Origin of the sequence: Pseudomonas sp. NPDC090233 (assembly GCF_044772285.1) — a bacterium.
Lineage (GTDB): Bacteria > Pseudomonadota > Gammaproteobacteria > Pseudomonadales > Pseudomonadaceae > Aquipseudomonas.
Window position 1 is genome coordinate 1 of record NZ_JBIVYQ010000010.1, and the last position, 24,926, is coordinate 24,926.

The 24,926-nt window shown below is 63.7% G+C and carries 21 protein-coding genes; 20 read left to right on the forward strand and 1 reads right to left on the reverse strand.

Features of this window, described 5'->3' with window-relative positions; genetic code table 11:
* Nucleotides 1-635: T6SS effector BTH_I2691 family protein (locus tag ACIQUF_RS23930; RefSeq protein ID WP_403136077.1), on the reverse strand; the 635-nt coding region annotated here is incomplete at its 3' end.
* A 411-nt stretch (nt 636-1,046) separates the two neighbouring features.
* On the opposite strand from ACIQUF_RS23930, the gene flgB reads away from it, so the two are divergent.
* The 20 genes from flgB to ACIQUF_RS24030 all read left to right on the forward strand — a co-directional run bounded on the left by flgB (nt 1,047) and on the right by ACIQUF_RS24030 (nt 24,790).
* Entirely contained in the window at nt 1,047-1,457 is a 411-nt protein-coding gene (gene flgB, locus ACIQUF_RS23935; protein ID WP_403136079.1) for a flagellar basal body rod protein FlgB, read from the forward strand.
* A 2-nt stretch (nt 1,458-1,459) separates the two neighbouring features.
* Nucleotides 1,460-1,903, forward strand: a complete 444-nt coding sequence (gene flgC, locus ACIQUF_RS23940) for a flagellar basal body rod protein FlgC (protein ID WP_403136082.1) — start codon at nt 1,460-1,462, stop codon at nt 1,901-1,903.
* A gap of 15 nt (nt 1,904-1,918) precedes the next feature.
* Nucleotides 1,919-2,626 carry a flagellar hook assembly protein FlgD gene (gene flgD / locus ACIQUF_RS23945; protein ID WP_403136084.1) on the forward strand — a complete coding sequence of 236 codons (708 nt, stop codon included), beginning with the start codon at nt 1,919-1,921 and terminating at the stop codon, nt 2,624-2,626.
* Between the two features lie 30 nt (nt 2,627-2,656).
* Nucleotides 2,657-4,012: a flagellar hook protein FlgE gene (gene flgE / locus ACIQUF_RS23950; protein WP_403136085.1), complete on the forward strand. Its 1,356-nt coding sequence runs from the start codon at nt 2,657-2,659 to the stop codon at nt 4,010-4,012.
* Between the two features lie 72 nt (nt 4,013-4,084).
* Nucleotides 4,085-4,270: a hypothetical protein gene (locus ACIQUF_RS23955; protein WP_403136087.1), complete on the forward strand. Its 186-nt coding sequence runs from the start codon at nt 4,085-4,087 to the stop codon at nt 4,268-4,270.
* 282 nt (nt 4,271-4,552) lie between these two features.
* Nucleotides 4,553-5,293 carry a flagellar basal-body rod protein FlgF gene (flgF, locus tag ACIQUF_RS23960; protein WP_400795171.1) on the forward strand — a complete coding sequence of 247 codons (741 nt, stop codon included), beginning with the start codon at nt 4,553-4,555 and terminating at the stop codon, nt 5,291-5,293.
* A gap of 47 nt (nt 5,294-5,340) precedes the next feature.
* Complete coding sequence (gene flgG / locus ACIQUF_RS23965) at nt 5,341-6,126, forward strand: flagellar basal-body rod protein FlgG (RefSeq protein WP_054900084.1); 786 nt, start codon at nt 5,341-5,343, stop codon at nt 6,124-6,126.
* Nucleotides 6,127-6,162: 36 nt separating this feature from the next.
* Nucleotides 6,163-6,858, forward strand: coding sequence for a flagellar basal body L-ring protein FlgH (gene flgH, locus ACIQUF_RS23970; protein WP_400795169.1), 696 nt, complete (start codon nt 6,163-6,165; stop codon nt 6,856-6,858).
* 12 nt (nt 6,859-6,870) lie between these two features.
* Complete coding sequence (locus tag ACIQUF_RS23975) at nt 6,871-7,980, forward strand: flagellar basal body P-ring protein FlgI (RefSeq protein WP_403136088.1); 1,110 nt, start codon at nt 6,871-6,873, stop codon at nt 7,978-7,980.
* An 11-nt stretch (nt 7,981-7,991) separates the two neighbouring features.
* Complete coding sequence (gene flgJ / locus ACIQUF_RS23980) at nt 7,992-9,155, forward strand: flagellar assembly peptidoglycan hydrolase FlgJ (protein ID WP_403136089.1); 1,164 nt, start codon at nt 7,992-7,994, stop codon at nt 9,153-9,155.
* A 12-nt stretch (nt 9,156-9,167) separates the two neighbouring features.
* Entirely contained in the window at nt 9,168-11,201 is a 2,034-nt protein-coding gene (flgK, locus tag ACIQUF_RS23985; protein WP_403136090.1) for a flagellar hook-associated protein FlgK, read from the forward strand.
* A gap of 13 nt (nt 11,202-11,214) precedes the next feature.
* Nucleotides 11,215-12,786 (forward strand): flagellar hook-associated protein 3, encoded by a 1,572-nt coding sequence (locus ACIQUF_RS23990; RefSeq protein WP_403136092.1) that lies wholly within the window; start codon nt 11,215-11,217, stop codon nt 12,784-12,786.
* Between the two features lie 74 nt (nt 12,787-12,860).
* The gene (locus tag ACIQUF_RS23995) at nt 12,861-16,433 is read left to right on the forward strand and encodes a glycosyltransferase (protein ID WP_403136094.1); all 3,573 of its coding nucleotides are present in this window, start codon (nt 12,861-12,863) and stop codon (nt 16,431-16,433) included.
* A gap of 129 nt (nt 16,434-16,562) precedes the next feature.
* Nucleotides 16,563-17,336 carry a glucose-1-phosphate cytidylyltransferase gene (gene rfbF / locus ACIQUF_RS24000; RefSeq protein ID WP_403136096.1) on the forward strand — a complete coding sequence of 258 codons (774 nt, stop codon included), beginning with the start codon at nt 16,563-16,565 and terminating at the stop codon, nt 17,334-17,336.
* On the forward strand, nt 17,318-18,400 hold the full coding sequence (gene rfbG / locus ACIQUF_RS24005) for a CDP-glucose 4,6-dehydratase (RefSeq protein ID WP_403136098.1): 1,083 nt from the start codon (nt 17,318-17,320) through the stop codon (nt 18,398-18,400). The genes rfbF and rfbG overlap by 19 nt, the downstream gene beginning before the upstream one ends.
* Nucleotides 18,397-18,957, forward strand: coding sequence for a dTDP-4-dehydrorhamnose 3,5-epimerase family protein (locus tag ACIQUF_RS24010; protein WP_403136100.1), 561 nt, complete (start codon nt 18,397-18,399; stop codon nt 18,955-18,957). The genes rfbG and ACIQUF_RS24010 overlap by 4 nt, the downstream gene beginning before the upstream one ends.
* Nucleotides 18,954-20,180, forward strand: a complete 1,227-nt coding sequence (locus tag ACIQUF_RS24015) for a methyltransferase domain-containing protein (protein WP_403136101.1) — start codon at nt 18,954-18,956, stop codon at nt 20,178-20,180. The genes ACIQUF_RS24010 and ACIQUF_RS24015 overlap by 4 nt, the downstream gene beginning before the upstream one ends.
* Nucleotides 20,177-21,055, forward strand: a complete 879-nt coding sequence (locus ACIQUF_RS24020; protein WP_403136103.1) for an NAD-dependent epimerase/dehydratase family protein — start codon at nt 20,177-20,179, stop codon at nt 21,053-21,055. Before ACIQUF_RS24015 ends, ACIQUF_RS24020 begins: the two co-directional genes overlap by 4 nt.
* Nucleotides 21,056-21,088: 33 nt before the next feature.
* Nucleotides 21,089-21,826 carry a cephalosporin hydroxylase family protein gene (locus ACIQUF_RS24025; protein WP_403136105.1) on the forward strand — a complete coding sequence of 246 codons (738 nt, stop codon included), beginning with the start codon at nt 21,089-21,091 and terminating at the stop codon, nt 21,824-21,826.
* A gap of 36 nt (nt 21,827-21,862) precedes the next feature.
* On the forward strand, nt 21,863-24,790 hold the full coding sequence (locus ACIQUF_RS24030; protein ID WP_403136107.1) for a TIGR00180 family glycosyltransferase: 2,928 nt from the start codon (nt 21,863-21,865) through the stop codon (nt 24,788-24,790).
* Nucleotides 24,791-24,926: the final 136 nt, after the last annotated feature.

The window sequence follows — 24,926 nt, forward strand, 5'->3', positions numbered from 1 at the left end:
ACGCTGGAATACTTGCCGGCGTAAGCGCTGGCATATTCGAGGACGTCGTCGAGGCCAAGATCGGTTTCGGTCATGGCAATGCCGACGCTGGCGGGGTCGTTGCGGGCGACGTTCAGGTCCAGCTCGACGAAACGGCCGACGCAGTCTGGCGTATTGCTGGCAATCCCGTCGCGGTAGAAGTCCAGCACCTCACGCGGCCAGGGGTCGTTGGCGAAGGCGATCCAGGCCTTGCTGTAGAGCAGGGTGTTGATGTTGATGAAGGCGGCGATCACGTCGTGACACTGCGTGGCGCAATGCTCGGGCAGCGGTTTGCCCGGTGCCAGCGGTGGTTGCAGCGGCGAGAATTGGCGCAGTGCGCCTTCAGGCGTGACCTGGTAAGCCTGCCAGATCTGCTGGTCGAGCAGGACGTAGACGTAGCCCTGGCGCAGGGTGCGCAACTGGTCGGTGCGCATGGGCAGGTGAGTGATTTCGCTGTCGACGGCCAGGCGGTAGGACTGGGTTTTGCGCGGGTGCGGCGCGTAGGCGGTGCGCAACAGCAGGATGGGCAGGCCGGAGCGGCGGCAGGTGTTGCAGGTCAGCTGTGGATTGGTGATGGCCTGGCGCGTGGCGAGGTCGATGGCGTTGCTGATGCTCATGACTAGCTCCCTGTGCATATGGCGCCGATCAGTCGACAAAGGTCCGTTGGCGGCCTGATGTGCGCTTCAATGAGGGCCTGAACACTAGCGAGGAAGTGATTCGCGGGGCAGTTGATGCATTCCTAAAACGCTGTAGGAACTTTCGTCATGACGTTGTGCTGGTCATTGTTGAATGACTACCGGCTCGATCTCTGCAAAACGGCTGACGTCAATTTTTTGTTTTGCCGCTTTTGCCACCCGGCAATTGCCGCTTTCCCCTCATCAAGCGGAAGCACTTTGCCGCTTTTCTGGCAGCAAGCCGTCAATGATTCATGTCGCAGCCCAGTGTTTTCGGGCTTTCAACCGGTTGGCACAGCCCTTGCTATAGCTTGGCCAACAAGTTTCCGGTCAACCTTCGAAGGTTTCCCCGACATGAGCATCAGTTTCGACAAGGCGCTTGGCATCCATGAAAAGGCCCTGGGCTTCCGCGCCCAGCGCGCCGAAGTGCTGGCCAACAACATCGCCAACGCTGACACGCCCAACTACAAGGCGCGTGACCTGGACTTCTCTTCGGTGCTCGCCGCCGAAAGCCAGAAGCAGCAAACCGGTGGCCGCTTCGCCATGGACCGAACCAACAGCCGTCACATCGAGGCTGAAGGCCTGGCGATGGCCGACGACACGCTGCAGTACCGCACGCCGACCCAGCCGTCGATCGACCAGAACACCGTGGACGCCCAGGTCGAGCAAGCGAACTACACGGAAAACGCCATGGGCTTCCAGGCCAGCTTCACCTTGCTCAACAGCAAATTCAAAGGGCTGGTATCGGCCCTGCGCGGAGAATAACCATGTCCCTGTCCAGCGTTTTCAACATTGCCGGTAGCGGCATGAGTGCGCAGAACACCCGCCTCAACACCGTCGCCTCGAACATCGCCAACGCCGAGACCGTCTCGTCGAGCATCGACCAGACCTACCGCGCGCGCCACCCAGTATTCGCCACCACCTTCCAGACCGCCCAGAGCGGCGGCAGCCAGTCACTGTTCGAGGACCAGGGCGAGGCGGGGCAGGGCGTGCAGGTCAAGGGCATCATCGAAGACCAGAGCAATCTGGAAGCGCGCTACGAGCCCAATCATCCAGCGGCGAACAAGGACGGCTACGTCTATTACCCGAACGTCAACGTGGTCGAGGAGATGGCTGACATGATCTCCGCCAGCCGGGCGTTCCAGACCAACGCCGAGTTGATGAACACCGCCAAGAACATGATGCAGAAAGTCCTGACCCTGGGTCAGTGATAAGGAATCCAGACCATGGCAGTCGATAGCACCAGCGGTGTGAACCTCAACGATGTCCTGACGGCATCGGGTGTAGGTGGTACCACCAAGAAAACCGCCGATACCGCGTCCAAGACCGGTACCGACACGCTCGGCAAGGACGCGTTCCTGCAGCTGCTGGTTACCCAGATGCAGCACCAGAACCCGCTGGACCCGCAGGACAACGGCGAGTTCGTGGCGCAGTTGGCGCAGTTCAGCAGCCTCGAAGGCATCACCTCGCTGAACGATTCGGTCACCAGCATCACCAACGCCATGGCCTCGTCCCAGGCCCTGCAGGCGTCGTCGCTGGTCGGCCGTTCGGTGGTCGTGCAGAACGACAAGGCCGTGGTCGATACCGCCGAGAGCTTCAATGCGCAGTTCGTGGTGCCGCAGGCGATCAGCGAAGCGAAGATCACCATCAAGGACAAGGACGGCAACACCGTCAAGACCATCGAGCTGGGCGAGCAGAAAGCCGGTTATGCCGACTTCATCTGGGATGGCACCAACAACAGCGGCGAGAAGGTCGACCCGGGTACCTACACCTTCACCGCCAGCACCACCGTGGATGGCCAGTCGGTGCAGATGAGCACCCTGCTGCCGGCCAAGGTGACCAGCGTCAGCTTCAACGCCACCGGCGAAATGGTGCTCAACCTCGCGGGTGTCGGCAAAGTTTCCCTCTCCGACGTACAAACCATCGGTATCTAAGGCCCGCTAGCGCGGCACAGGAGCGAATTCATGTCTTTCAATATCGGCCTTAGCGGTCTGTACGCAGCCAACAAGCAGCTGGACGTTACCGGCAACAACATCGCCAACGTCAACACCACCGGTTTCAAATCGTCGCGTGCCGAGTTCGCCGACGTCTACGCCGGCGCCAACCGTCTGGGCGTGGGCAAGAACCAGGTCGGCAACGGCGTGCGCCTGGCGGCGGTGTCGCAGCAGTTCACCCAAGGTGACGTCAACACCACCGGCAACGTGCTGGACATGGGCATCCAGGGCCAGGGCTTTTTCGTGCTGTCCGACAACGGCTCGCGCGTCTATACCCGTGCCGGTGCCTTCCAGGCTGACAAGGACAACTTCGTGGTCACCTCGGACGGCCTGCGCCTGCAAGGCTACGCCGCCGATTCCACTGGCAAGATCGCCAAGGGCGTGCTGACCGACCTGCAGATCGACACCTCGGCACTGCAGCCCAAGTCCACCTCGCTGATCGACCAGGGCATCAACCTGAACTCCTCGGCCAAAGACATTCCGCTGGAAATCGACGATGGCTCCGGCAACATGGTCCCCAACCTGGCCTTCGACCCGACTGACGAGTCGACCTACACCAAGTCGTTCCCGACCAAGGTGTACGACAGCCAGGGTAACGAGCACACCATGGAGCAGTACTACCGCAAGACCGGCACCAATGAGTGGACCATGTACACCCTGGTCGACGGCCGCAACCCGTTCGATCCGTCTTCCACCACGCCACTGACCGGCACCATCAGCTTCAACAGCGATGGCTCGGTGAAGGCCATGACGGCTGACAACACCGACCACCCGACCGGTTCGTCGTTCACCGTGACCAACAACACCTTCACCATGACTGGTTGGGTGCCTGCGGTTGAAGATGCCTCGGGCAACTGGGCGTCCAACGGTGCAACCGGCAATGCCGACGGCATGAAGCTATCGATGAACAGCACCACCTCCTACAACACCGAGACAGCGCGCATGTCGCAGTCCCAGGACGGTTACGCCACCGGCATCCTGTCGAGCCTGAGCATCGACTCCACCGGCGTGCTGTTCGCCAGCTTCAGCAACCAGCAGTCGCGCGCCATCGGCCAGGTGGCCCTGGCCAGCTTCGCCAACGAGCAGGGCCTGCAGCAGGTTGGCGGTACTCGCTGGACTGAAACCTACGCGTCCGGCATTCCCGGCATCGATGCGCCGAAGACCGGCACCCTGGGCAGCGTGGAGTCCAACGCGCTGGAAGGCTCCAACGTCAACCTGACCCAGGAGCTGGTCGAGCTGATCAAGGCGCAGAGCAACTACCAGGCGAACGCCAAGACCATCTCCACCGAAAGCACCATCATGCAGACCATCATCCAGATGACCTGATGGTCGCGGGTTGATGGCGTGAAGGCGAACCCCTTTGTCGTGAAGGGGTTCGTCGTTTTTGCCGGAGGCATCATGAAGAAGTGGCTTGTGGCATTGCTGGCGATGTTCTGTCTGTACCAGGTGCAGGCAGGCCCGGCGCCCTGGTGGCGTTGGGAGAGTCAGGTGGATGGGCGCCTGGTGTGCTCGCAGTGGCCGCCGGGGGAGGGCTGGAAGCGGTTTGCCGGGCCCTACAACAATGGTGGGTGCCGGGATCGGTGAATCCTGTGCCGGCCTCTTCGCGGCTAAAGCCGCTCCCACAGATTCAGTACGGTCCCTGTGAGAGCGGCTTTAGCCGCGAAGAGGCCGGCACTGACGACACACCCCTTTGCCGCCACCGGCAATCCGGCGCCGGATAACCGGCGTTCCTCTCATCACCCTATCCCGCAAAAGCCCGTATTCACGGGCCTTTTCCCAATTTTTAAAAGTTGGTTCGGAACTTGCTTTAGTGCCTGCACAGCAACGGCGAGCGGCAAGCGATCGCCAGTGCAGCGGAGGATGACTGTGGACAAGATGCTTTACGTGGCCATGACCGGCGCCAGCCAGAACGCGCTGGCGCAGAAGGCCCATGCCAACAACCTGGCGAACATTTCCACCAATGGTTTCCAGCGTGACCTGGAGCAGGCGCGCTCGATGCCGGTGTTCGGCGACAGCTTTCCGTCGCGGGCCTTCGCCATGACCGAGCGTCCCGCCACCGACTTCAGCGAAGGGCCGATGATCGAGACCGGGCGTGACCTGGACGTGGCCGTGAGTGGCCAGGGCTTCATCGCCGTGCAGGCCCCGGACGGCAGCGAAGCCTATGTGCGCACCGGCAGCCTGAACATCGATGCCCTCGGCGTATTGCGCGCCGGCAATGGCATGCCGGTGATCGGCAACGGCGGCCCGATCGCCATTCCGCCAGAGCAGAAAGTCGAAGTCGGCTCCGATGGCACCATCAGCATCCGCTCCATGGGTGAAGACCCGCGGGTGATGGCCGAGGTCGACCGCATCAAGCTGGTCAACCCGGACACCAAGGGCATGACCAAGGGCCTCGACGGCTTGATCCACACCACCAATGGCCAGCCAGCGGCAGCCGACGTCAACGTCAAGGTGGTGTCGGGCTTTCTCGAAGGCAGCAACGTCAATGCCGTCGAGGAAATGACCTCGGTGCTGGCGCTGTCCCGCCAATTCGAACTGCACGTGAAGATGATGAACGCGGCCAAGGAAGGCGATGAAGCCATGGCGCGTGTTTTGCAAATCGGCTAACCACACTTGAACGGGTGCCGTAAAACAGGCGCACGAGGAGAATACTGATGCTTCCGGCTCTTTGGGTCGCTAAAACCGGCCTGTCCGCCCAGGACACCAATCTCACGGTCATTTCCAACAACCTGGCCAACGTTTCGACCACCGGTTTCAAGCGCGACCGCGCTGAATTCCAGGACCTGCTGTACCAGATCAAACGCCAGCCAGGCGCGCAGTCCACTCAGGACAGCGAGCTGCCGTCGGGCCTGCAGGTCGGTACCGGTGTGCGCATCGTCGGCACCCAGAAAAACTTCCAGACCGGCAGCCTGCAGACCACCGAAAACCCGCTGGACATGGCGGTCAATGGCCGTGGTTTCTTCCAGGTCCTGCAGCCGGACGGCACTGTCTCGTACACCCGTGACGGTACCTTCCACCTGAACTCCGATGGCCAAATCGTCACCGCCAACGGCTTTGCCCTGGAGCCTGCGATCGTCGTGCCGAACGACGCCCAGACCTTCACCGTCGGCCAGGACGGCACCGTGTCGATCACCACCGCCGGCAACCCGGCCGCGCAGGTCATCGGCAACATCCAGACCGCCGACTTCATCAACCCGGCAGGCCTGCAGGCTATCGGCGAGAACCTGTTCCTGGAAACCGCCGCCAGCGGCGCGCCACAGGTGGGTACTCCAGGCCTGAACGGCTTCGGCACCACCCTGCAGCAGACCCTGGAAAACTCCAACGTCAGCACCGTGGAAGAGCTGGTGAACATGATCACCACTCAGCGCGCCTACGAAATGAACTCCAAGGTCATTTCCACCGCAGACCAGATGCTGTCGTTCGTCACCCAGCAGCTGTAAGCCCACCAGGTTCCGTTACACCGTGAGGTATGCGTCATGAAGCGTTTGTTGTCCGTATTCGCCCTGGGGGGGGTGGTGGTTCTGGCTGGTTGCGTCGCGCCGACGCCCAAGCCCAACGACCCGTACTATGCGCCGGTCCTGCCGCGCACCCCATTGCCGGCCGCGGCCAACAACGGTTCGATCTACCAGGCCGGCTTCGACCAGAACCTGTACACCGACCGTAAGGCGTTCCGGGTGGGTGACATCATCACTATCACCCTTAACGAGCGAACTTCGGCGAGCAAGAATGCCGGTTCGCAGATCCAGAAAAACAGCAAGGCAGACATCGGCCTGACCTCGCTGTTCGGCGCCACACCGAACACCAACAACCCGTTCGGCGGTGGCGACCTCTCGCTCGAAGCTGGCTACAGCGGTGACCGCACCACCAAGGGCGACAGCAAGGCCACCCAGGGCAACACCCTGACCGGCTCGGTCACCGTGACCGTCGCCGAAGTGCTGCCCAACGGCATCATCGCCGTGCGCGGCGAGAAATGGCTGACCCTGAACACTGGCGAGGAGCTGGTGCGCATCGCCGGCCTGATCCGCGCCGACGACATCGCCACCGACAACACCGTGCCGTCCACCCGCGTGGCCGATGCGCGCATCACCTATTCGGGCACCGGCTCGTTCGCCGATGCCAGCCAGCCCGGTTGGCTCGACCGCTTCTTCATCAGCCCGCTTTGGCCTTTCTGAGTACGGATGAACATGTTCAACGTCAGGCAGCTGATTGCCGCAACCTTGCTTCTGTCCTGTGCGTTCGGCGCCCATGCCGAGCGCCTGAAGGACATCGCCAGCATTTCTGGCGTGCGTTCCAACCAGTTGATCGGCTACGGCTTGGTGGTGGGGCTCAACGGCACGGGTGACCAGACCACCCAGACGCCGTTCACCCTGCAGACCTTCAACAACATGCTGTCGCAGTTCGGCATCAAGGTGCCGGCCGGCTCCGGTAACGTGCAGCTGAAAAACGTCGCCGCAGTGTCGGTGCATGCCGACCTGCCGGCGTTCGCCAAACCCGGCCAGGTGGTGGACATCACCGTGTCGTCGATCGGTAACTCCAAGAGCCTGCGCGGCGGCAGCCTGCTGATGACCCCGCTCAAAGGGATCGACGGCAACGTCTACGCCATCGCCCAGGGCAACCTGGTGGTTGGCGGCTTCGACGCCGAAGGCCGCGACGGCTCGAAGATCACCGTCAACGTTCCGTCGGCGGGCCGCATCCCTGGTGGCGCCTCGGTCGAGCGTGCCGTGCCGAGCGGCTTCAACCAGGGCAACACCCTGACCCTGAACCTCAACCGCCCTGACTTCACCACCGCCAAGCGCATCGTCGACAAGGTCAACGAACTGCTCGGCCCAGGCGTGGCCCAGGCCGTGGATGGTGGTTCGGTGCGTGTCAGCGCGCCGATGGACCCGAGCCAGCGCGTCGATTACCTGTCGATTCTTGAGAACCTTGAGATCGACCCAGGCCAGGCCGTGGCCAAAGTCATCATCAACTCGCGGACCGGCACCATCGTCATCGGCCAGAACGTCAAGGTCTCGCCGGCAGCGGTGACCCACGGCAGCCTGACCGTGACCATTACCGAAGACCCGATCGTCAGCCAGCCGGGGCCGTTTTCCAACGGTGAGACCGCCGTGGTGCCGCGCTCGCGGGTGAATGCGCAACAGGAAGCCAAGCCGATGTTCAAGTTCGGCCCGGGCACCACGCTGGATGAAATCGTCCGCGCGGTGAACCAGGTCGGCGCGGCGCCTAGCGACCTGATGGCGATCCTCGAAGCCCTGAAACAGGCCGGCGCCTTGCAGGCCGACCTGATCGTGATCTGAGGACGCCACGGATGAATTCGAAAAGCCTGGTTTCCAGCACCGCCGACAGCGGCGCCTACACCGACCTCAACCGCCTGAGCTCGCTCAAGCACGGCGACCGCGACAGCGACGCCAACGTGCGCAAGGTGGCCCAGGAATTCGAGTCGCTGTTCATCAGCGAGATGCTCAAGGCCTCGCGCAAGGCCAGCGATGTGCTGGCCGACGACAACCCGATGAACAGCGAGACGGTCAAGCAGTACCGCGACATGTACGACCAGCAGTTGGCCGTGAGCATGTCCCGCGAGGGCGGTGGTATCGGCCTGCAGGACGTGCTGGTGCGCCAGCTGTCGAAAAACAAGAGCACCCCGGCCAACACCAGCCCGTTCCCGCGCATCGAGGGCAATGCCCCGACGCTGTGGGGCAACAAGGTGGCCGAGCCGGTGCACGCCGCCCAGTCGGCCAGCCGCAACGACGTCGCCGCGCTCAATTCGCGGCGCCTGGCGTTGCCGGGCAAGCTCACCGACCGCCTGCTGGCGGGTATCGTGCCTTCGGCTACCAACCCGGCTGCCAGCACCAATACCGCCGCCGTGCCGGCGCGGGATGGGCAGCAGGTGGCCAGGGCCATTGCCGTCCCGGACAACGGTCTGCGCATCACCGGCCGCGCCGTGGCGCAGCCACCGCTGGCGCCGAAAAAGGCCTTTGCCGACAGCGATGAATTCGTCGCCACCATGCTGCCGATGGCCGAACAGGCCGCCAAGCGCATCGGTATCGACCCCCGCTACCTGGTGGCCCAGGCGGCGCTGGAAACCGGTTGGGGCAAGTCGGTGATGCGCAACAGCGATGGCAGCAGCAGCCACAACCTGTTCGGCATCAAGGCCAGCGGCAACTGGCAAGGCGATTCGGCGCGAGCGATCACCAGCGAGTTCCGCGACGGCCAGTTCGTCAAGGAGACCGCGGCGTTCCGTTCCTACGATTCCTACCAGGACAGCTTCCACGACCTGGTCAGCCTGCTGCAGAACAACTCCCGCTATCAAGATGCGGTGAAGGCAGCCGATAAACCAGAACAGTTCGTGCAAGAGTTGCAAAAGGCCGGGTACGCCACCGACCCGAATTACGCCAGCAAGATCTCGCAGATAGCAAAGCAGATGCAGTCGTACGAGCAATACGCAACGCTCGGTACCACAACGAAACTTTAAGGGCATGGAACCATGGCGAGTCTGATCAATATTGGTATGTCGGGGCTTGGCGCCGCGCAATCGGGGATGTACACCCTCGGTAACAACATCGCCAACGCCGACGTCGAGAGCTATTCGCGCCAGCAGAACGTACAGAAGACCAAGGGCGGCCAGCAGGTCGGCCAGGTCTTCATCGGCAGCGGCACCACGCTGGCCGATGTGCGCCGGGTGTACAACGCGTTCCTCGAGAACCAGCTGCGCACCACCACGTCGCTGAGCAGCGAGGCCTCCTCGTACCTGGACCAGATCACGCCGTTGGACACCGCCCTGTCCAGCAGTGACACCGGCATCACCGCCGCGCTGCAGAGCTTCTTCACGGCCATGCAGGATGCCGCCGCCAAGCCGACCGAAGACGCCTCGCGCCAGTTGCTGCTGACCAGCGCCCAGTCCCTGGCCAAGCGCTTCAATACCTTGTCGTCGCAGCTCAACCAGCAGAACAGCAACATCAACGCCAATCTGGGGTCGATGGCTACCCAGGTCAACAACCTGACCAAGACCATCGCCGACCTCAACGGCCAGATCTCCAAGCTGAGCGCCATCAACGGCCAGCCCAACGACCTGCTCGACCAGCGCGATGGCGCGGTGCGCGAGTTGACGGCGCTGATCGGCGCCGATGTGGTAGAGCAGAAGAACGGCAACTACGACATCTACCTGAAGAACGGCCAGGCGCTGGTGCTGGGCAACACCACCCAGACCATCGGCGTCGAGCCGAGTGCCACCGACCCGACCCGCATGAGCCTGATCCTCAACCGCGGCTCGACCAAGATGGACATCACCAGCAGCACCAGCGGTGGTGAAATCGGCGGCCTGCTGCGCTACCGCAAGGAAACCCTGGACCCTGCGCTCAACGAGCTGGGCCGCGTGGCCCTGGTGGTGGCCGACGCGATCAACAGCCAACTGGCCCAAGGCATCGACAAGAATGGCGACTTCGGCGCCACCCTGTTCGGCGACATCAACAGCGCCGCCGCCATCGCCCAGCGCAGCATTGCCAAGACCGGCAACAGCGCCGGTTCCGGCAACCTCGATGTGACCATCAAGGACACCGGCAAGCTGTCCACCAGCGACTACCAGGTGACCTTCACCAGCGCCACCGGCTACAACGTGCGCAAGCTGCCCGAAGGCACCGACATGGGCAGTTTCGACCTGACCGACAACCCACCACCCGTGATCGACGGTTTCAGCCTGTCGCTCAATGGCGGTGGCCTGAGCGCCGGTGACAGCTTCAAGATCACCCCGACCCGCAACGCCGCGGCCAACATCGACACCGTGCTCACCGACCCCAAGCGCCTGGCGCTGGCGTCGCCGCTGACCGCCACCAGCGGTTCCGGCAACAAGGGCACGGGCGTGATCAGCCAGCCGACGCTGACCACCGAACTGGATATATACGACGCCGCCCAGCGTACCCAGCTGCAGAACGGCCTTAAGTATTCGACCCCGGTCAAGCTGGTGTTCGGTGACGAAACCACCTCGCCCCAGGCGTACAAGATGTACGACGCCAAGGGCACCGAAATCGGCAGCGGCACCATCGTGCCGGGCCAGGAAAACAAGCTGCAGCTGTCGGTGCCGATGGTCGATGCCAACGGCAACTCGCTGGGCGGCAACTTCACCTTCGAGATGAGCGTCTCCGGCGCCCCGAAGAATGGCGACAGCTACACCGTGGCGCTGACTGGCGCAGGCTCGGCGGATAACCGCAACGGCCAGTCGGTGATCGACCTGCAGACCAAGTCCACCGTCGAAGTCGGCGCCGACGGCAAGGGCATCAGCTTCACCGATGCCTACGCCAAGCTGGTGTCCAACGTCGGCGGCAAGGCCGGCCAGGCGCAGATGGACAGCGATGCCACCACGGCGCTGCACACCTCTGCACAAGACAGCCGTAACGGCCTGTCGGGCGTGTCGATCGACGAAGAGACCGGCAACCTGATCAAGTTCCAGCAGTACTACACCGCGTCGTCGCAGATCATCAAGGCGGCCCAGGAAACCTTCGCCACCCTGATCAACAGTCTTTAAGGAGCCGTAGATCGTGAGCGTACGCATCTCTACTTCGCAGTTCTACAACACCAACCAGGCCAACTATCAGAAGAATTTCGCCAGTACGGTGAAAACTCAGCAAGAGGCCAGCGACGGCATCCGCGTGCGCACCGCCGCCGACGATCCGGTTGGCGCGGCGCGCCTGCTGCAGCTTGAGCAGCAGCAGAACATGCTCAATCAGTACCAGGGCAATATCACCACCGTGCGCAACGCCCTGGGCAGCGCCGAAAGCACCCTGAACTCGATCGGCACCATCCTGCAGCGGGTCAACGAACTGGCGGTAAGCTCCGGTAACGCCGGCTTCACCGACGCCGACCGCAAGGCCAATGCCGCCGAACTGGACTCGCTGGAGCAGCAGCTGTTCACCCTGATGAACAGCAAGGACGAGAACGGCAAGTACCTGTTCTCCGGCTCCAAGGGCGATACCCAGCCCTATGTACGCAACGCCGACGGCACCTACAGCTATCAGGGCGACCAGGGCCAGCTGAAGCTGCAGGTGGGCGACATGATCAGCCTGGCGGCCAACGAGAACGGCTACGATGCCTTCGAGCAGGCGCTGAATACCAGCCGCAGCGAAACGCGCCTGACCTCGCCGGCGGTCGACGATGGCCGGGTCAGCCTGTCCAACGGCCAGGTTTCCGGTAGCTCGACCTATAACGATCGCTTCCGCAGCGGCGAGCCGTACAGCGTCGAATTCACCAGCAGCACCGAGTTCAAGATCACCGATGCCAGCGGCAACGACGTGACCCTCGAAGCCACCCAAGGGGGCAAGTTCGACCCCAAGGGCGAGAACACCATGATCAGCTTCCGTGGCGTCGACCTGCGCCTGGACATCAGCTTCAAGGCGGGTGATGAAGCCAATCCGGATGCCGCGATCGCCGGCCACACCTTCAGCCTCAGCTCCAAGGCCGACGAGATCACTGGCACGCGCAGCCCGGGCAATCCTTCGTCGACCCAGGTGACCAGTGCCAAGATCACCGACCAGGCCGCCTACCAGGCCGCCTTCCCGGAAGGCGCGGTGCTCAAGTTCACCAGCGCGACCGATTTCGAACTGTATGCCTCGCCGGTCAGTGCCAACAGCAAGCCGATCTCCACCGGCACCCTGAGCGGCACTACTGCCACGGCGATGGGCGTCGAATTCGAGCTGTCGGGTGCACCGAGCGCGGGCGACTCGTTCGGCATCAAGGTCGACACCCATCAGACCCAGAACGTCCTCGACACCATTGGCCAACTGCGTGCGGCACTCAACAGCCCGGTCGATGGTGACCCCGAGGCCCAGCAGAAATTGAAGGCGGCACTGGACTCGGCCATCGGCAACATCGGCAGCGCGACCAACCAGGTGACCTCGTCGATCGCCTCGATCGGTGGCCGTGGTCAGGCGCTGGACGTGCAGGCCGAAACCAACGAAGCGCTGAGCGCCGAGAACACCAAGACGCAAAGCTCGATCCGCGAAAGCGACCCGGCTGAAGTCATGGTGCGCCTGCAGTTGCAGACCAACATGCTGCAAGCCTCGCTGCAGGCCTATGCCAAGGTCGCCGGGCTGTCGCTGGTCAACTACATCTGATAGCGCCCCGTGCGCAGTCAAACGTGCGCCGTCACCGTCAGGTGCGGCGCACTTTTTTTTCCAAGGTCGTCAACGTGAACGAAAAGCCGCTCGTCAGTATCGTCATCCCTGCCTACAACCCACGTTTCTTTGCGATGGCCTTGGAAAGTGCCCTCGGCCAGACCCATGCCGAACTGGAGGTTTTGGTTTGCGATGACAGCGAGGGCGACGAGATCGAGGCGATCGTTCGCGCCGCGCAGGCGGAGCAGGGCGCGCGTCTGCGTTACCTGCGCAACACCCCGCGCATGGGGTTCATCGGCAATCTGCTGCACGGCCTGACGCAGGCGCGCGGCTCACTGGTCAAGCTATTGTGTGACGATGACCGGCTGTTCCCGCACTGCGTGGCGCGCCAGGCCGAAGTCCTGCAGACGCATGACGAGGTGGGCCTGGTGATGTCGCAGCGCCTGCTGGCCGACGAGAACAACTTCATCCTGCCGATGCGCCTGGCCAACGCGCGCTTTGCCAATGTCGACAGCCTGTTCAAGGGCGAGGACATGCTGGCGTTGCTCGACGGTCGGCCGGTCAACTTCCTCGGCAACTTCTCGGCCGCGCTGATGCGCCGCGAGCAGGCGCTGCAGTGGTTGCAGGCGCTGACCGGCGAAGGCCAGAGTTTTGTCGCGCTGCTCGACCTGGCGCTGTTCGCCTGCCTGATGCGGCGTAGCAACATGGTCATGCTCAGCGAGCCCGGCTTGCTCGAACGCCTGCACCCGCAGCGCCTGAGCAAGCAACCGGGCATTGCCCAGGGCGCCCCCCAGGAATGGCGCTGGCTGCTGCAGATGGTCGCTGCGCGCAGCGGCGAAGCCGCACCGGCCAGCGGCTGGGTTCGCTACGTACCGCTGCACGAAGCGCAGCAGCAGCCGCGGCAGTGGCAAGAGCTGTGCGTGGCGCGAATCATCAGCAACTGGGCAACGCGCCTGAGCGGGCGTGTGGGCAGCGATAGCGAAAGCTATGCCGAGCTGTACCAGCAGTGGCTGGCCGCGCGTCAGTTCAGCGAGGTCCAGCGCCGCCAGTTGCCGCAGACCGTGGCGGCCTGGCCACGGCAACCGCGCATCGTGCCGGTGGTGCTGGATGTCGACGGCGATGCCGAGGCGCTGCGTCAGACTTTCGACAGCCTGTCCGCGCAGCTGTATCCGGTGCATGCCTGCGTCTTGTTGGGCGAGCAACTGCCCGTGAGCGATATCCCGCTGGTGCACCAGCCGTTGCAGGCGGACTGGCCGCGGCAGTTGAACCTGCTGTTGGCCTCGCTGCACGATGCCGACTGGATCTACCTGCTGCGCGCCGGTGATCGCCTGAGCGAGTCGGCGGTCTTGCTGCTCGCCGAGCGCGTTGCGGTGTTCCCGGAGGTGGCGTGCGCCTATGGCGACGAAGGGGCCTGGCTTGACGGCCAACCGGGCGAGCCGGTGTTCAAGCCAGGCTTCAACCTGGATCTGTTGCGCAGCTATCCCTACGTGGGGCGGGCGCTGGCATTCGCGCGTGAAGCCATGCTCGACCTGGGTGGGCTCGACCCGGCGTTCGCCGAGCTGGCGCCGCATGACTTGCTCTGGCGCCTGGTCGAAAGCCGCGGCCCACAGGTGGTCGAACACATTGCCGAAATCCAGGTGCAGTCGGCGCTGAGCTTTGCCCAGTGGCTGTCGCTGCCCGAAGTGATCGCCCAAAGTGAACCCGTGTTGGCGGCGCACTTGAACCGCCTCGGTGTCGTCCACCGGATTCGCCACGATGATCTCGCCCTGCTCAACCGGGTCGACTACCCGCATGAGCACCCGGCGCTGGTGTCTATCATCATTCCCGTCGGGGATGACCTCGCCAGGCTCCAGGGTTGTGTGCAAAGCCTGATCGAGCACACGGCCAACGGCCATTATGAGTTGCTGCTGGTGGCGGGTGCACAGGTCGAGGCGGGCATGGCGCAATGGCTGCAGGCAATGGCCGAGCTGGGTGCGGGCATGCTGCGGGTGCTACAGCAGGACAGCAGTCTGCGTGTCCAGCTGATCGACGCGGCAGCGGCGCAGGCCCGTGGCGAATATTTGCTGTTGCTCGATGCTTCACTGCAAGTGCTCGATGGCCAATGGCTGGATGAGCTGCTGCAGCACGCCCGGCGCCCGGAAGTTGCCGTGGTGGGCGCCAAGCTGGTCGATGGCCAGGGGCGCGTGGTCGAGGCCGGGCGCGTGCTGGGTGTGTCCAGTGGCGCTGGGCCGGCCTTTGCGGGGGAAGACCTGCAGGCGCGTGGATACCTGCAGCGCTTGCAGGTGGTCCAGGACTGGAGTGCGGTCGGTAGCGACTGCCTGATGGTGCGCAAGGCGGTATTCGACGACCTCGGTGGGCTGGCTGGGCAAGGGCTTGGGCAGGGGTTGGCCGAGGTCGACCTGTGCCTGCGCGCAGGGCGCCAGGGTTATCTGGTGGTGGGTACGCCTTATGCGCTGCTGCTCAAGGCCGATGGGCCGGCAGCCCAGGCCGAGTTCAGCCATGAGCAATTGCTTGAGCAACAACAGTTGTTCTGTGAGCGCTGGCTGAGCAAAGTCGTTCGCGACCCGGCCTACAACCCCAGCCTGAGCCTGGCCAGTGCCGATTTCAGCCTTGAGCCGAGCCTGCGGGGCAGCTGGAATCCGTTGTGCGCTCGTGCCCTGCCGTCGGTGCTGGGGTTGCCGCTGAACGACAGTGCGGTGGGGCATTACCGGGTCACCGAGCCGTTCAGCCAGCTGGAGGCGGCCGGACGGATCGTCGGGCGCTATGCCTACGAATCGCCCAGCGTGGTGCAGCTGGCGCGGATGGACCCCGACGTGATCATTCTGCAGTTGCGCCATGCCGACGACTCGGTGCGCGATATCGAGCGCATCAAGCGTTTCTCCAATGCCCGTCGGGTATTCGAAATCGATGACTACGTGCTCAGCGCGCCCAAGAAAAACAGCCACGCACGTAACAAACCGGCCGATATCGAGCAGCACCTGCGCCGTGGCATCGGCTTGTGCGACCGCCTGGTCGTGACCACCCAGGCGCTGGCCAACGCGCTGGCGGACATGCACAGCGACATCCGCGTGGTGCCGAATATGCTGGCGCCGCGCTTGTGGGCGAACCTGCCGCCGAGCCGCCGCGGCACGTCGAGCAAGCCACGCGTAGGCTGGGGGGGAGGCACCAGCCACAGCGGCGATCTGGAAATCATCGCCGAAGTGGTGCGCGAACTGGCCGGGGAGGTGGAGTGGGTGTTCTTCGGCATGTGCCCAGAGGCGTTGAAGCCTTACATCCATGAGTTCCACCCCGGTGTCAGCCTGCAGGCGTACCCGGCCAAGCTGGCCAGCCTCAACCTCGACCTGGCACTGGCGCCGCTGGAATTCCACATCTTCAACGACTGCAAAAGCAACCTGCGCCTGTTGGAATACGGGGCCTGCGGCTACCCGACCATCTGCACCGATACCGAAGCCTATCGCGGCTACCTGCCGTGCACACGGGTCTACAGCAACAGTACCGAGGAGTGGTTGCAGGCGATCCGTTCGCACTTGGCCGATCCGGCGGCCAGCTACCGCATGGGCGACGAGCTGCGCGAAGCGGTCATGCGCGATTTCGTCCTGCGCGATGACAACCTGCGGCATTGGGAATGGGGTTGGCTGGCAGATTGACCTGAAGCAACGGCGTCGCAAGACGCCGTTCTCTTTCGTGTACTTGGCGCAGTTCCTGCAATGCTGCTGAAAACGCCATAAATCCTTCACCCTGGTGGTTCAGGGGGCGCGAAGTACATGAGGAAATCGATGAAGGCAGTCATTCTGGCGGGTGGTCTCGGTACGCGCATCAGCGAAGAGTCGCACCTCAAGCCCAAACCGATGATCGAAATCGGTGGCAAGCCAATTCTTTGGCACATCATGAAGCAGTATTCGGCGCACGGTATCCACGACTTCGTGATCTGCCTGGGCTACAAGGGCTACGCGATCAAGGACTTCTTCGCCAACTACTTCCTGCATACCTCGGACGTGACGTTCGACATGCGCGCCAACCGCATGGACGTGCACCAGAACTACAGCGAACCCTGGCGCGTGACTCTGGTCGACACCGGAGACGAGAGCATGACCGGCGGCCGCTTGCGCCGTGTTGCGCGCTACCTGGAGCATGACGACGCGTTCTGCTTCACCTACGGGGATGGTGTGTCCGACATCAACCTGGGGGCGCTGGTCGACTTCCACCGCAGCCACGGCAAGCTGGCCACCGTCACTGCCGTGCAACCGCCGGGACGCTACGGTGCCTTGCAGCGCGAAGGCAACTTGGTGCGCGGCTTCAGTGAGAAGCCGCGAGGTGATGGCGGTTGGATCAATGGCGGCTTCTTCGTGTTGTCGCCCAAGGTCATTCCGTACATTGCCGACGACGCCACGCCGTGGGAATCCGAGCCGTTGATCACCCTGGCCGAAGAGGGCCAACTGATGTCGTTCGAACACGACGGCTTCTGGCACCCGATGGACACCCTGCGTGACAAGAACCACCTGGAGCAGCTCTGGGCCAGTGGGGAGGCGCCATGGAAGCAATGGGACTGAGCCCCGCGTTCTGGGCCGGCAAGCGTGTGCTGGTCACCGGCCACACCGGATTCAAGGGCAGCTGGCTGGTGCTTTGGCTGCAGCAACTGGGTGCCAAGGTCACAGGCTTCGCCCTTGACCCGAGCACCGAGCCGAGCCTGTTCGAGCTGGCCCGTGCCGGTGAAGGCATCGATGACCGGCGTGGCGACATACGTGACCTGGGCGTGTTGCTGGAGTTGGTCGCCGAAGTGCAGCCGGAGATCGTCCTGCATCTGGCTGCCCAACCGTTGGTACGCGAAGGTTACCGCGATCCGCTGGGCACGTATTCGACCAACGTCATGGGCACGCTCAACCTGCTCGAGGCCGTGCGCCAGGTCGGCGGCGTGCGCGCTTGCGTGGTGGTCACCACCGACAAGGTCTACGCCAACCAGGAATGGGCCTGGCCGTATCGCGAAAACGAAGCGCTGGGCGGGCACGACCCTTACAGCAGCAGCAAGGCTTGCTGCGAGATTCTCGCGCAGTCCTACGCGGCATCGTTTTTCCCGGCCGAACGCTTTGCCGAGCATGGCCTGAGCCTGGCCACGGCGCGCGCCGGCAACGTACTGGGCGGTGGCGACTTCTCGCCGGAGCGGCTGATCCCCGATGTGCTCAAGGCCTGGTCCGAGGGTGAGCCGGTGACCCTGCGCCTGCCGCAGGCCGTGCGGCCCTGGCAGCACGCCCTGGAGCCGCTTGCCGGCTACCTGCAACTGGCCGCTGGATTGTATGAGCAGGGCCAGCGGTTCGCCGGTGCCTGGAACTTCGGCCCCGGTGAAGACGACATGTGCAGTGTCGGCGATGTGGTGCAGCTGCTGGCCGGGCAGTGGCCGCAAGCGCCTGGGGTCAATGTTCAACAAAGCGACATGCACGAAGCCGGCTTGCTGCGCCTGGACAGTTCGCGTGCCCGCCAGTTGCTCGGCTGGCGCCCACGCTGGTCGCTGCACGAATGCCTGGAGCGGACATTGGGCTGGCATCTGGCCTGGCGCAAGGGCATGGACATGCGCGCCATCAGCCTGACCCAGTTGAGCCTGTACCAGGAGTCATTGTGAGCCAGTACACCCTGAACCCATTGCCGCTTGAAGGCCTGGCCCGGGTCGAGCATCGCCGCTTTGAGGATGCGCGCGGCGCCTTTTCGCGGCTGTACTGCGAAGCCAGCCTGGAGCGCTTCGGCGCACCCTTCCATATCCGCCAGATCAACCGCTCGCTGACCCGTGAGCGCGGCAGTGTGCGCGGCCTGCATTACCAGGCTGGGCCGCAGCCGGAAAGCAAATACATCACCTGCCTGCAGGGTGAGGTGTGGGATGTGGTGGTCGACCTGCGTGCCGGTTCTCCGACGTTTCTGCACTGGCACGGCGAATACCTCAAGGCCGGGGAGGGCATCAGCCTGCTGGTGCCGGCCGGCTTTGCCCATGGCTTCCAGGCACTGAGCGATGACGCCGAGCTGCTTTACCTGCACAGCGCCGACTATGCGCCGGAACACGAGGGCGGCCTGTCGGTGCTCGACCCGCGCCTTGCCATCGACTGGCCCTTGCCTGTGATCAACCTCTCGGCCCGGGATGAACAGCATCCCTGGCTGGATGACCGCTTTACCGGAGTGACCCTATGAATTGCCGAGGCTGTGGCAGTGCGCTGCACTTGCCGTTGATCGATCTGGGAACGTCGCCGCCGTCCAATGCCTACCTGCGTGTCGAGCAACTGGCCGAGGCTGAGCAATGGGTGCCGTTGAAAGTGGCGGTGTGCGAGCAGTGCTGGCTGGTGCAGACCGAAGACTACACCCGGGCCGAGCAGCTGTTCGATGCCGACTACGCCTATTTCAGCTCCTACTCCAGCTCCTGGCTGGCCCATGCCGAGGCTTATGTGGCGAGCATGGTCGAGCGCTTCGGGTTGAACGCGGACAGCCGGGTGGTGGAAATCGCCGCCAACGACGGCTACCTGCTGCAGTACGTCGCCCGTCGCGGCATCCCGTGCCTGGGCATCGAGCCGACCCGCAGTACCGCCGACGCCGCCCGCGCCAAAGGCCTGGACATCCGCGAGGTGTTCTTTGGCTGTGCCGAGGCCTCCCGCCTGGTGGATGAAGGCTGGAGTGCCGACCTGATGGCGGCGAACAACGTGCTCGCCCACGTGCCGGATATCAATGACTTCCTTGCCGGTTTCACCACCCTGCTCAAGCCGACGGGCGTCGCGACGTTCGAGTTCCCGCACCTGCTCACGCTGATGGCCGAGCACCAGTTCGACACGCTGTACCACGAGCACTATTCGTATCTGTCGCTGACCGCCGTGCAGATTCTCTGCCAGCGCAACGGCCTGGAGATTTTCGATGTCGAGCAACTGCCGACCCATGGCGGTTCGTTGCGGGTGTTCGTGCAGCGCGCCGACGGCGAGCGGCGGGCGGTAACCGCAGCAGTGGCGGACTTGCTCACCATTGAAACGGATGTCGGCGTGCGCACCGCTGAGTTCTATTCAACGCTGGCCCCGGCTGCCGAGCGGATCAAGCTGCAGCTGTTGCGCTTCTTGCTGGAGGCCAAGGCCGCGGGCAAGCGCGTGGTCGGCTACGGTGCCGCCGCAAAGGGCAACACCTTGCTCAACTACGCCGGGGTCAAGGCCGATTTGCTGGCCTGGGTCGCCGACGCCAATCCGCACAAGCAAGGCAAGTTCCTGCCGGGTAGCCGAATCCCGGTAGTGGCCCCGGCGCGCTTGGCCGAGGAGCAGCCGGACTACGTGCTGGTGCTGCCGTGGAACCTGCTGCGCGAGGTCAGCGAACAGCAGGCCGGTGTCCGTGAATGGGGTGGGCGCTTCGTCATCGCCGTGCCCGAGCTGACCGTGCTATGACGGCGCAGCATGTACTGGTAACGGGCGCCAGCGGTTTCGTCGGTCGCCATCTGGTCGCCGAATTGTTGGCGCGTGGCTGTCGCGTGCGGGCTGTGGCGCGTGATGCCCAGCGTGCCCAGGCGATGCCCTGGTTCGATCAGGTGCAGTTCGTCAGTGCCGACCTGCACCAGTCCACGGCCGAGCAGATCGCCGAATTGGCCGAGGGGATCGATGCCGTCGCCCATCTGGCCTGGCCGGGGCTGCCCAACTACCAGGCGCTGTTCCACCTGGAGCAGAACCTGATGGCCGACTACCGCTTCATCAAACAGTTGGTGCTGGCGGGCGTGCCCCAGGTGCTGGTCACCGGTACCTGCTTCGAATACGGCATGCAGAGCGGGCCCTTGAGCGAAGCATGCCCGGCGCGGCCGGACAACCCCTACGGGCTGGCCAAGCACAGCCTGCATCAGTTTCTCCAGGCCATGCAGCGCCATCACCCGTTCACCCTGCAGTGGGCGCGGCTGTTCTACCTGCATGGCGAGGGGCAGAACCCCAACAGCCTGCTGGCGGCGCTCGATCGCGCCATCGACAGTGGCGCGACGTCGTTCGACATGTCAGGCGGCGAACAGCTGCGCGACTTCCAGCCGATCACCCAGGCTGCGCGCCAGCTTGCGGGTCTTTTGCAGTGCCGGGAATTCAGCGGGGTGGTCAACTGCGCCAGCGGCCAGCCAGTCGCGGTGCGCAGCCTGGTCGAGCAACGCCTGCGCGAGCGCGGTGCGAAGGTGCAACTGAACCTTGGCCACTACCCCTATCCGGCCCACGAGCCCATGGCGTTCTGGGCAGTTACCGACCGTTTGCAACACGTACTGCAATCCATTTCCGAACCCGTGCGCCGCTAGTGCCGCCGGGTCAACACTTTCATGAGGCTTCACATGAGCAACAAGACGCCACAGCAGGAATTTGCCGAAGAGTGCCAGGCCGAGATCCGCGACCAGGGCAGCAACGCCGCACTGTGCGAACTGGCCCAGACCTTCTACAACGAGTCGGCCAAGCACAAGTACACCTACCATTTCAGCTGGATGGGCCGCCCGATCATCCAGCTGCCGCAGGACATGGTCGCCATGCAGGAGCTGATCTGGAAGCTCAAGCCCGACCTGATCATCGAGTGCGGCATCGCCCACGGTGGCTCGATCATCTACTACGCGTCGATGATGGAACTGGTCGGCCACGGCGAGGTACTCGGCATTGACCTGGACATCCGCCCGCATAACCGCGAGGCCATCGAAAGCCATCCGATGTTCAAGCGCATCAGCATGATCGAGGGCTCCAGCATCGATCCGGCAATCGTCGAGCAGGTGCGCGCCCTGGCAGAAGGCAAGAAAGTCATGGTGGTGCTCGACTCCAACCACACTCACGAGCATGTGCTGGCTGAGCTGCGCGCTTACGCGCCGCTGGTGTCGCAGGATTGCTATTGCGTGGTGATGGACACCGTGGTCGAGGACATGCCTTCAGACGCTTTCCCGAATCGCCCATGGGGTGTCGGCGACAACCCGCGCACCGCCGTGTGGGCCTATCTCAAGGAAACCGAAGACTTCGTCATCGATGCCGACATCCACGACAAGCTGCTGATCACCGTGGCCCGTGACGGCTACCTGCGCCGCGTGCGCTGAACCCTCGAACCAGCCGGACAACGGGCAGGAACATTTATGCAGGCTCATGCACAGCATCCAGACGACACGTCGCTCAAGGACCGCCTCACCCTGGTGGTGATCACCCACAATCGCCCGGCGTTCTTGCGTCGGACCTTGTATTACTATCGCAACTACCCGGCGACCATTTTGGTGTTGGACTCTTCGTTGCAGGCTGACGAAGAGGCGATGCGCGACTACCCGCAGGTCGATTACCGCCACTTGCCGCAGTTTTCCTATGCGGGGCTGCAGGAAAAGCTGACCTACGGTGTGAACCAGGTGCGCACACCGTTCATGACCTTCGCGGCGGTCGACGATTTCCTGCTGCATGACGGCATGACCCGTTCGGTGGAGTTCCTCGAACAGAATCCCGACTACGGCGTGTGCCACGGCTACGGCATGATGTACCTGGGGCGTGGTACCCAGGTGGATTTCTACAAGCGCGACAACCGCGTGCAGGAAGACTACTGCGCCGAGCAGCCCGAGCAGCGCCTGATCGAATTCATGGGACAGTTCCTGCCGCCGTTCTACGCGGTCACCCGCACCGACCTGTTGCAGCAGTGGTACGCCCTGTTGCCGCCGGGCACCAACTTCGAGTGGCAGGAAATCGGCCACACCTTCTACCTGTTGGCCAATGCCAAGGCGCGGATCCTGCCGATCCCCTACGCCGTGCGCGAGGTCAATTACGGCGGCTCCGAGCACAACACCAACGTGCTCACGGTGCTGGCACTGCAGGATGAGAAATCGCGCCAGGACCGCGAAGACTTCGCCGAGTTTCTCGCGTCGATCCCGACCGCGCTGAGCGACAAGGGCGTGGAGGCGGTCAAGCGTATTGCCCTGGAAAGCTTCAAGGCGATGGCCGAGGGCCTGCTGACCGGCGTGGCGCTGCAGGGCTGCGTCATCGTGCGTTCGCACTGGAAGCTGGCGGAACCTGAGCCACGACGCATTTTCGGTGAGCAACAGTTCGTCGAGATGCCGTTCTATAACAAACCGATGTTCGACCTGCTCGCCGAGTTCGAATTCCTGATTCACAGCATGCCGGCCGGCCGTCAGCAGTTGATCGAGCTGGAGCCGATTCTGCTGCGCCAATGGCAGCTGATGCAGGTTCACGCCAACGACGATGCGCGCACTCGGCGTAGTCGCCTGTGGGAGGCATTGACCCTCAGCCCGTTCAACCGCACCGTGGTGCAGTGCCTGCTGGCCTCGCTGGAAGAAGCCGGTGACGAAGCCGAGGCCGCGCCCCTGCGCGGTTGGTTGCAGCGCCTGCAGTCGGTGCCGTGCTATGACAGCCAGGCGTTGCTGGACAGCCTGCCCTCAGGGCAATTACTCAACTGGTTGCAGCGCCGCGAGCCGGATGCCGAGCAGGCCCGTGTGGCTGCCGAGCACCTGGCGCAGCATCAGGGTGGCCCGACGTTCGGTATCCTGCTGCTCGACCTCGAAGCCGACATGGCCAAGCTGCAGGCAACCTTCGACAGCCTCATGCGCAGCCATTGCCGTGCCTTCAAGGTGGTGGTGCTGACCACCGGCGAGTTGCCGGCGGTCACCCGCCCGCAGCAGACCGTGCACTTCGTCAAGGTCACGGCGCAAGACCATGTCCAGCGCATGAACGAGGCGGCCAGGCAGTTGGATACCGACTGGGTCATGCTGGCCGAAAGCGGTGATACGTTCACCGGCTCCGGCCTGTTGCGTGCGGGTCTGGAGTTGCTGGGCGTGGAGGGCGTGCGCGCGGTGGCGATGGATGAGCTGCAAAGCCAGGCCGATGGTTCGTTGCGTGAAGTGTTGCGCCCGGGCGTCAATCTGGACTTGCTGCAGAGTGTGCCGGGGCAGATGGCCCGGCATTGGCTGGTGCGTCGCGACCTGTGGCTGGAGGCGGGTGGCTTCGACGCGCGTTATCCGCAGGCGTTGGAATTCGACCTGTTGCTGCGACTGGTGGGTGATGCCGGAATGGCCGGCTTGGCACACCTCGCCGAGCCGCTGCTGATTTGCACGGCGCCGGGCGCCGACAGTCACGACCAGGAGCGAGCGGTGCTGGCTCAGCACATCGCTCAGCGCGGTTACGCGGCATCGGTCGGTTCGGCTCACCCCGGTACGCTGCAGATCGATTACCGTCACCAGGACCGCCCGATGGTCTCGATCCTCCTGCACTGCCAGGACAATTTCGAGGCCTTGCAGGCGTGCATGGTCAGTGTCCTGCAACGTACCCGCTACCAGAACCACGAAATCCTCATCGCCGACAATGCCAGCCGCTCTGCCGAGTTGCGCGACTGGCTGGGGAGCCTGCAGGCAGCCGGCAACCGGGTGCGGGTGATCCGCAGTGAGCAGGCGCTGGCGCCCGTTGCCATGCTCAACCTGGCCAGCCGTGAAGCCCGTGGCGAATACCTGGTGCTGCTGGAAAGTTCGGCCGAAGTGCTCAACGCCAACTGGTTGGAAGGGTTGCTCAACCAGGCCCAGCGGCCAGAGGTCGGTGTGGTGGGTGGTAAGCTGCTGGGTACGGATGGCAAGGTTGTCGAAGCGGGGCTGGTACTGACCGCGCAGGCCGGTGTGCGCGCGGCGTTTGCCGGCGAAGGCAAGCATGCGCCGGGCTCCCTGCAGCGCCTGCTGGTGGAGCATGGCGTTTCTGCGGTGTCGGGTTGCATCATGCTGCGTGCCGAATTGCTGCGCGCTGCCGGTGGTCTCGATGAGCAGGCCCCGGATGTGCGCGCGGCGCAGGTTGACCTGTGTCTGCAGGCAGCCGCAGCCGGCCTGCTGGTGGTATGGACACCACAGGCACAGGCCGTGCGCCACGCCCAGGTCAGCGATGATGCGATGGGCTGCACGGCCATGCGTGAGCGCTGGGCGCACATGCTGGCTCAGGACCCTTGCTACAACGCCAACCACAGTCGTGACGACAAGCTGTTCAGCATCGATCGGCAGCGCTCGGTCGATTGGCAGGCGTTGCTCGACTGACAGCAGCTTTTAAGCTGTGCCAAGCCATGACCGCTGCACGGTGGTCATGGCTTTTTTATGGGTGGCGCGGTGTGCTTTGTCGATTCGACAAAAAGAGCGTGACTTGAGAGTCAGAACGCGCATCTTCACTGTATAT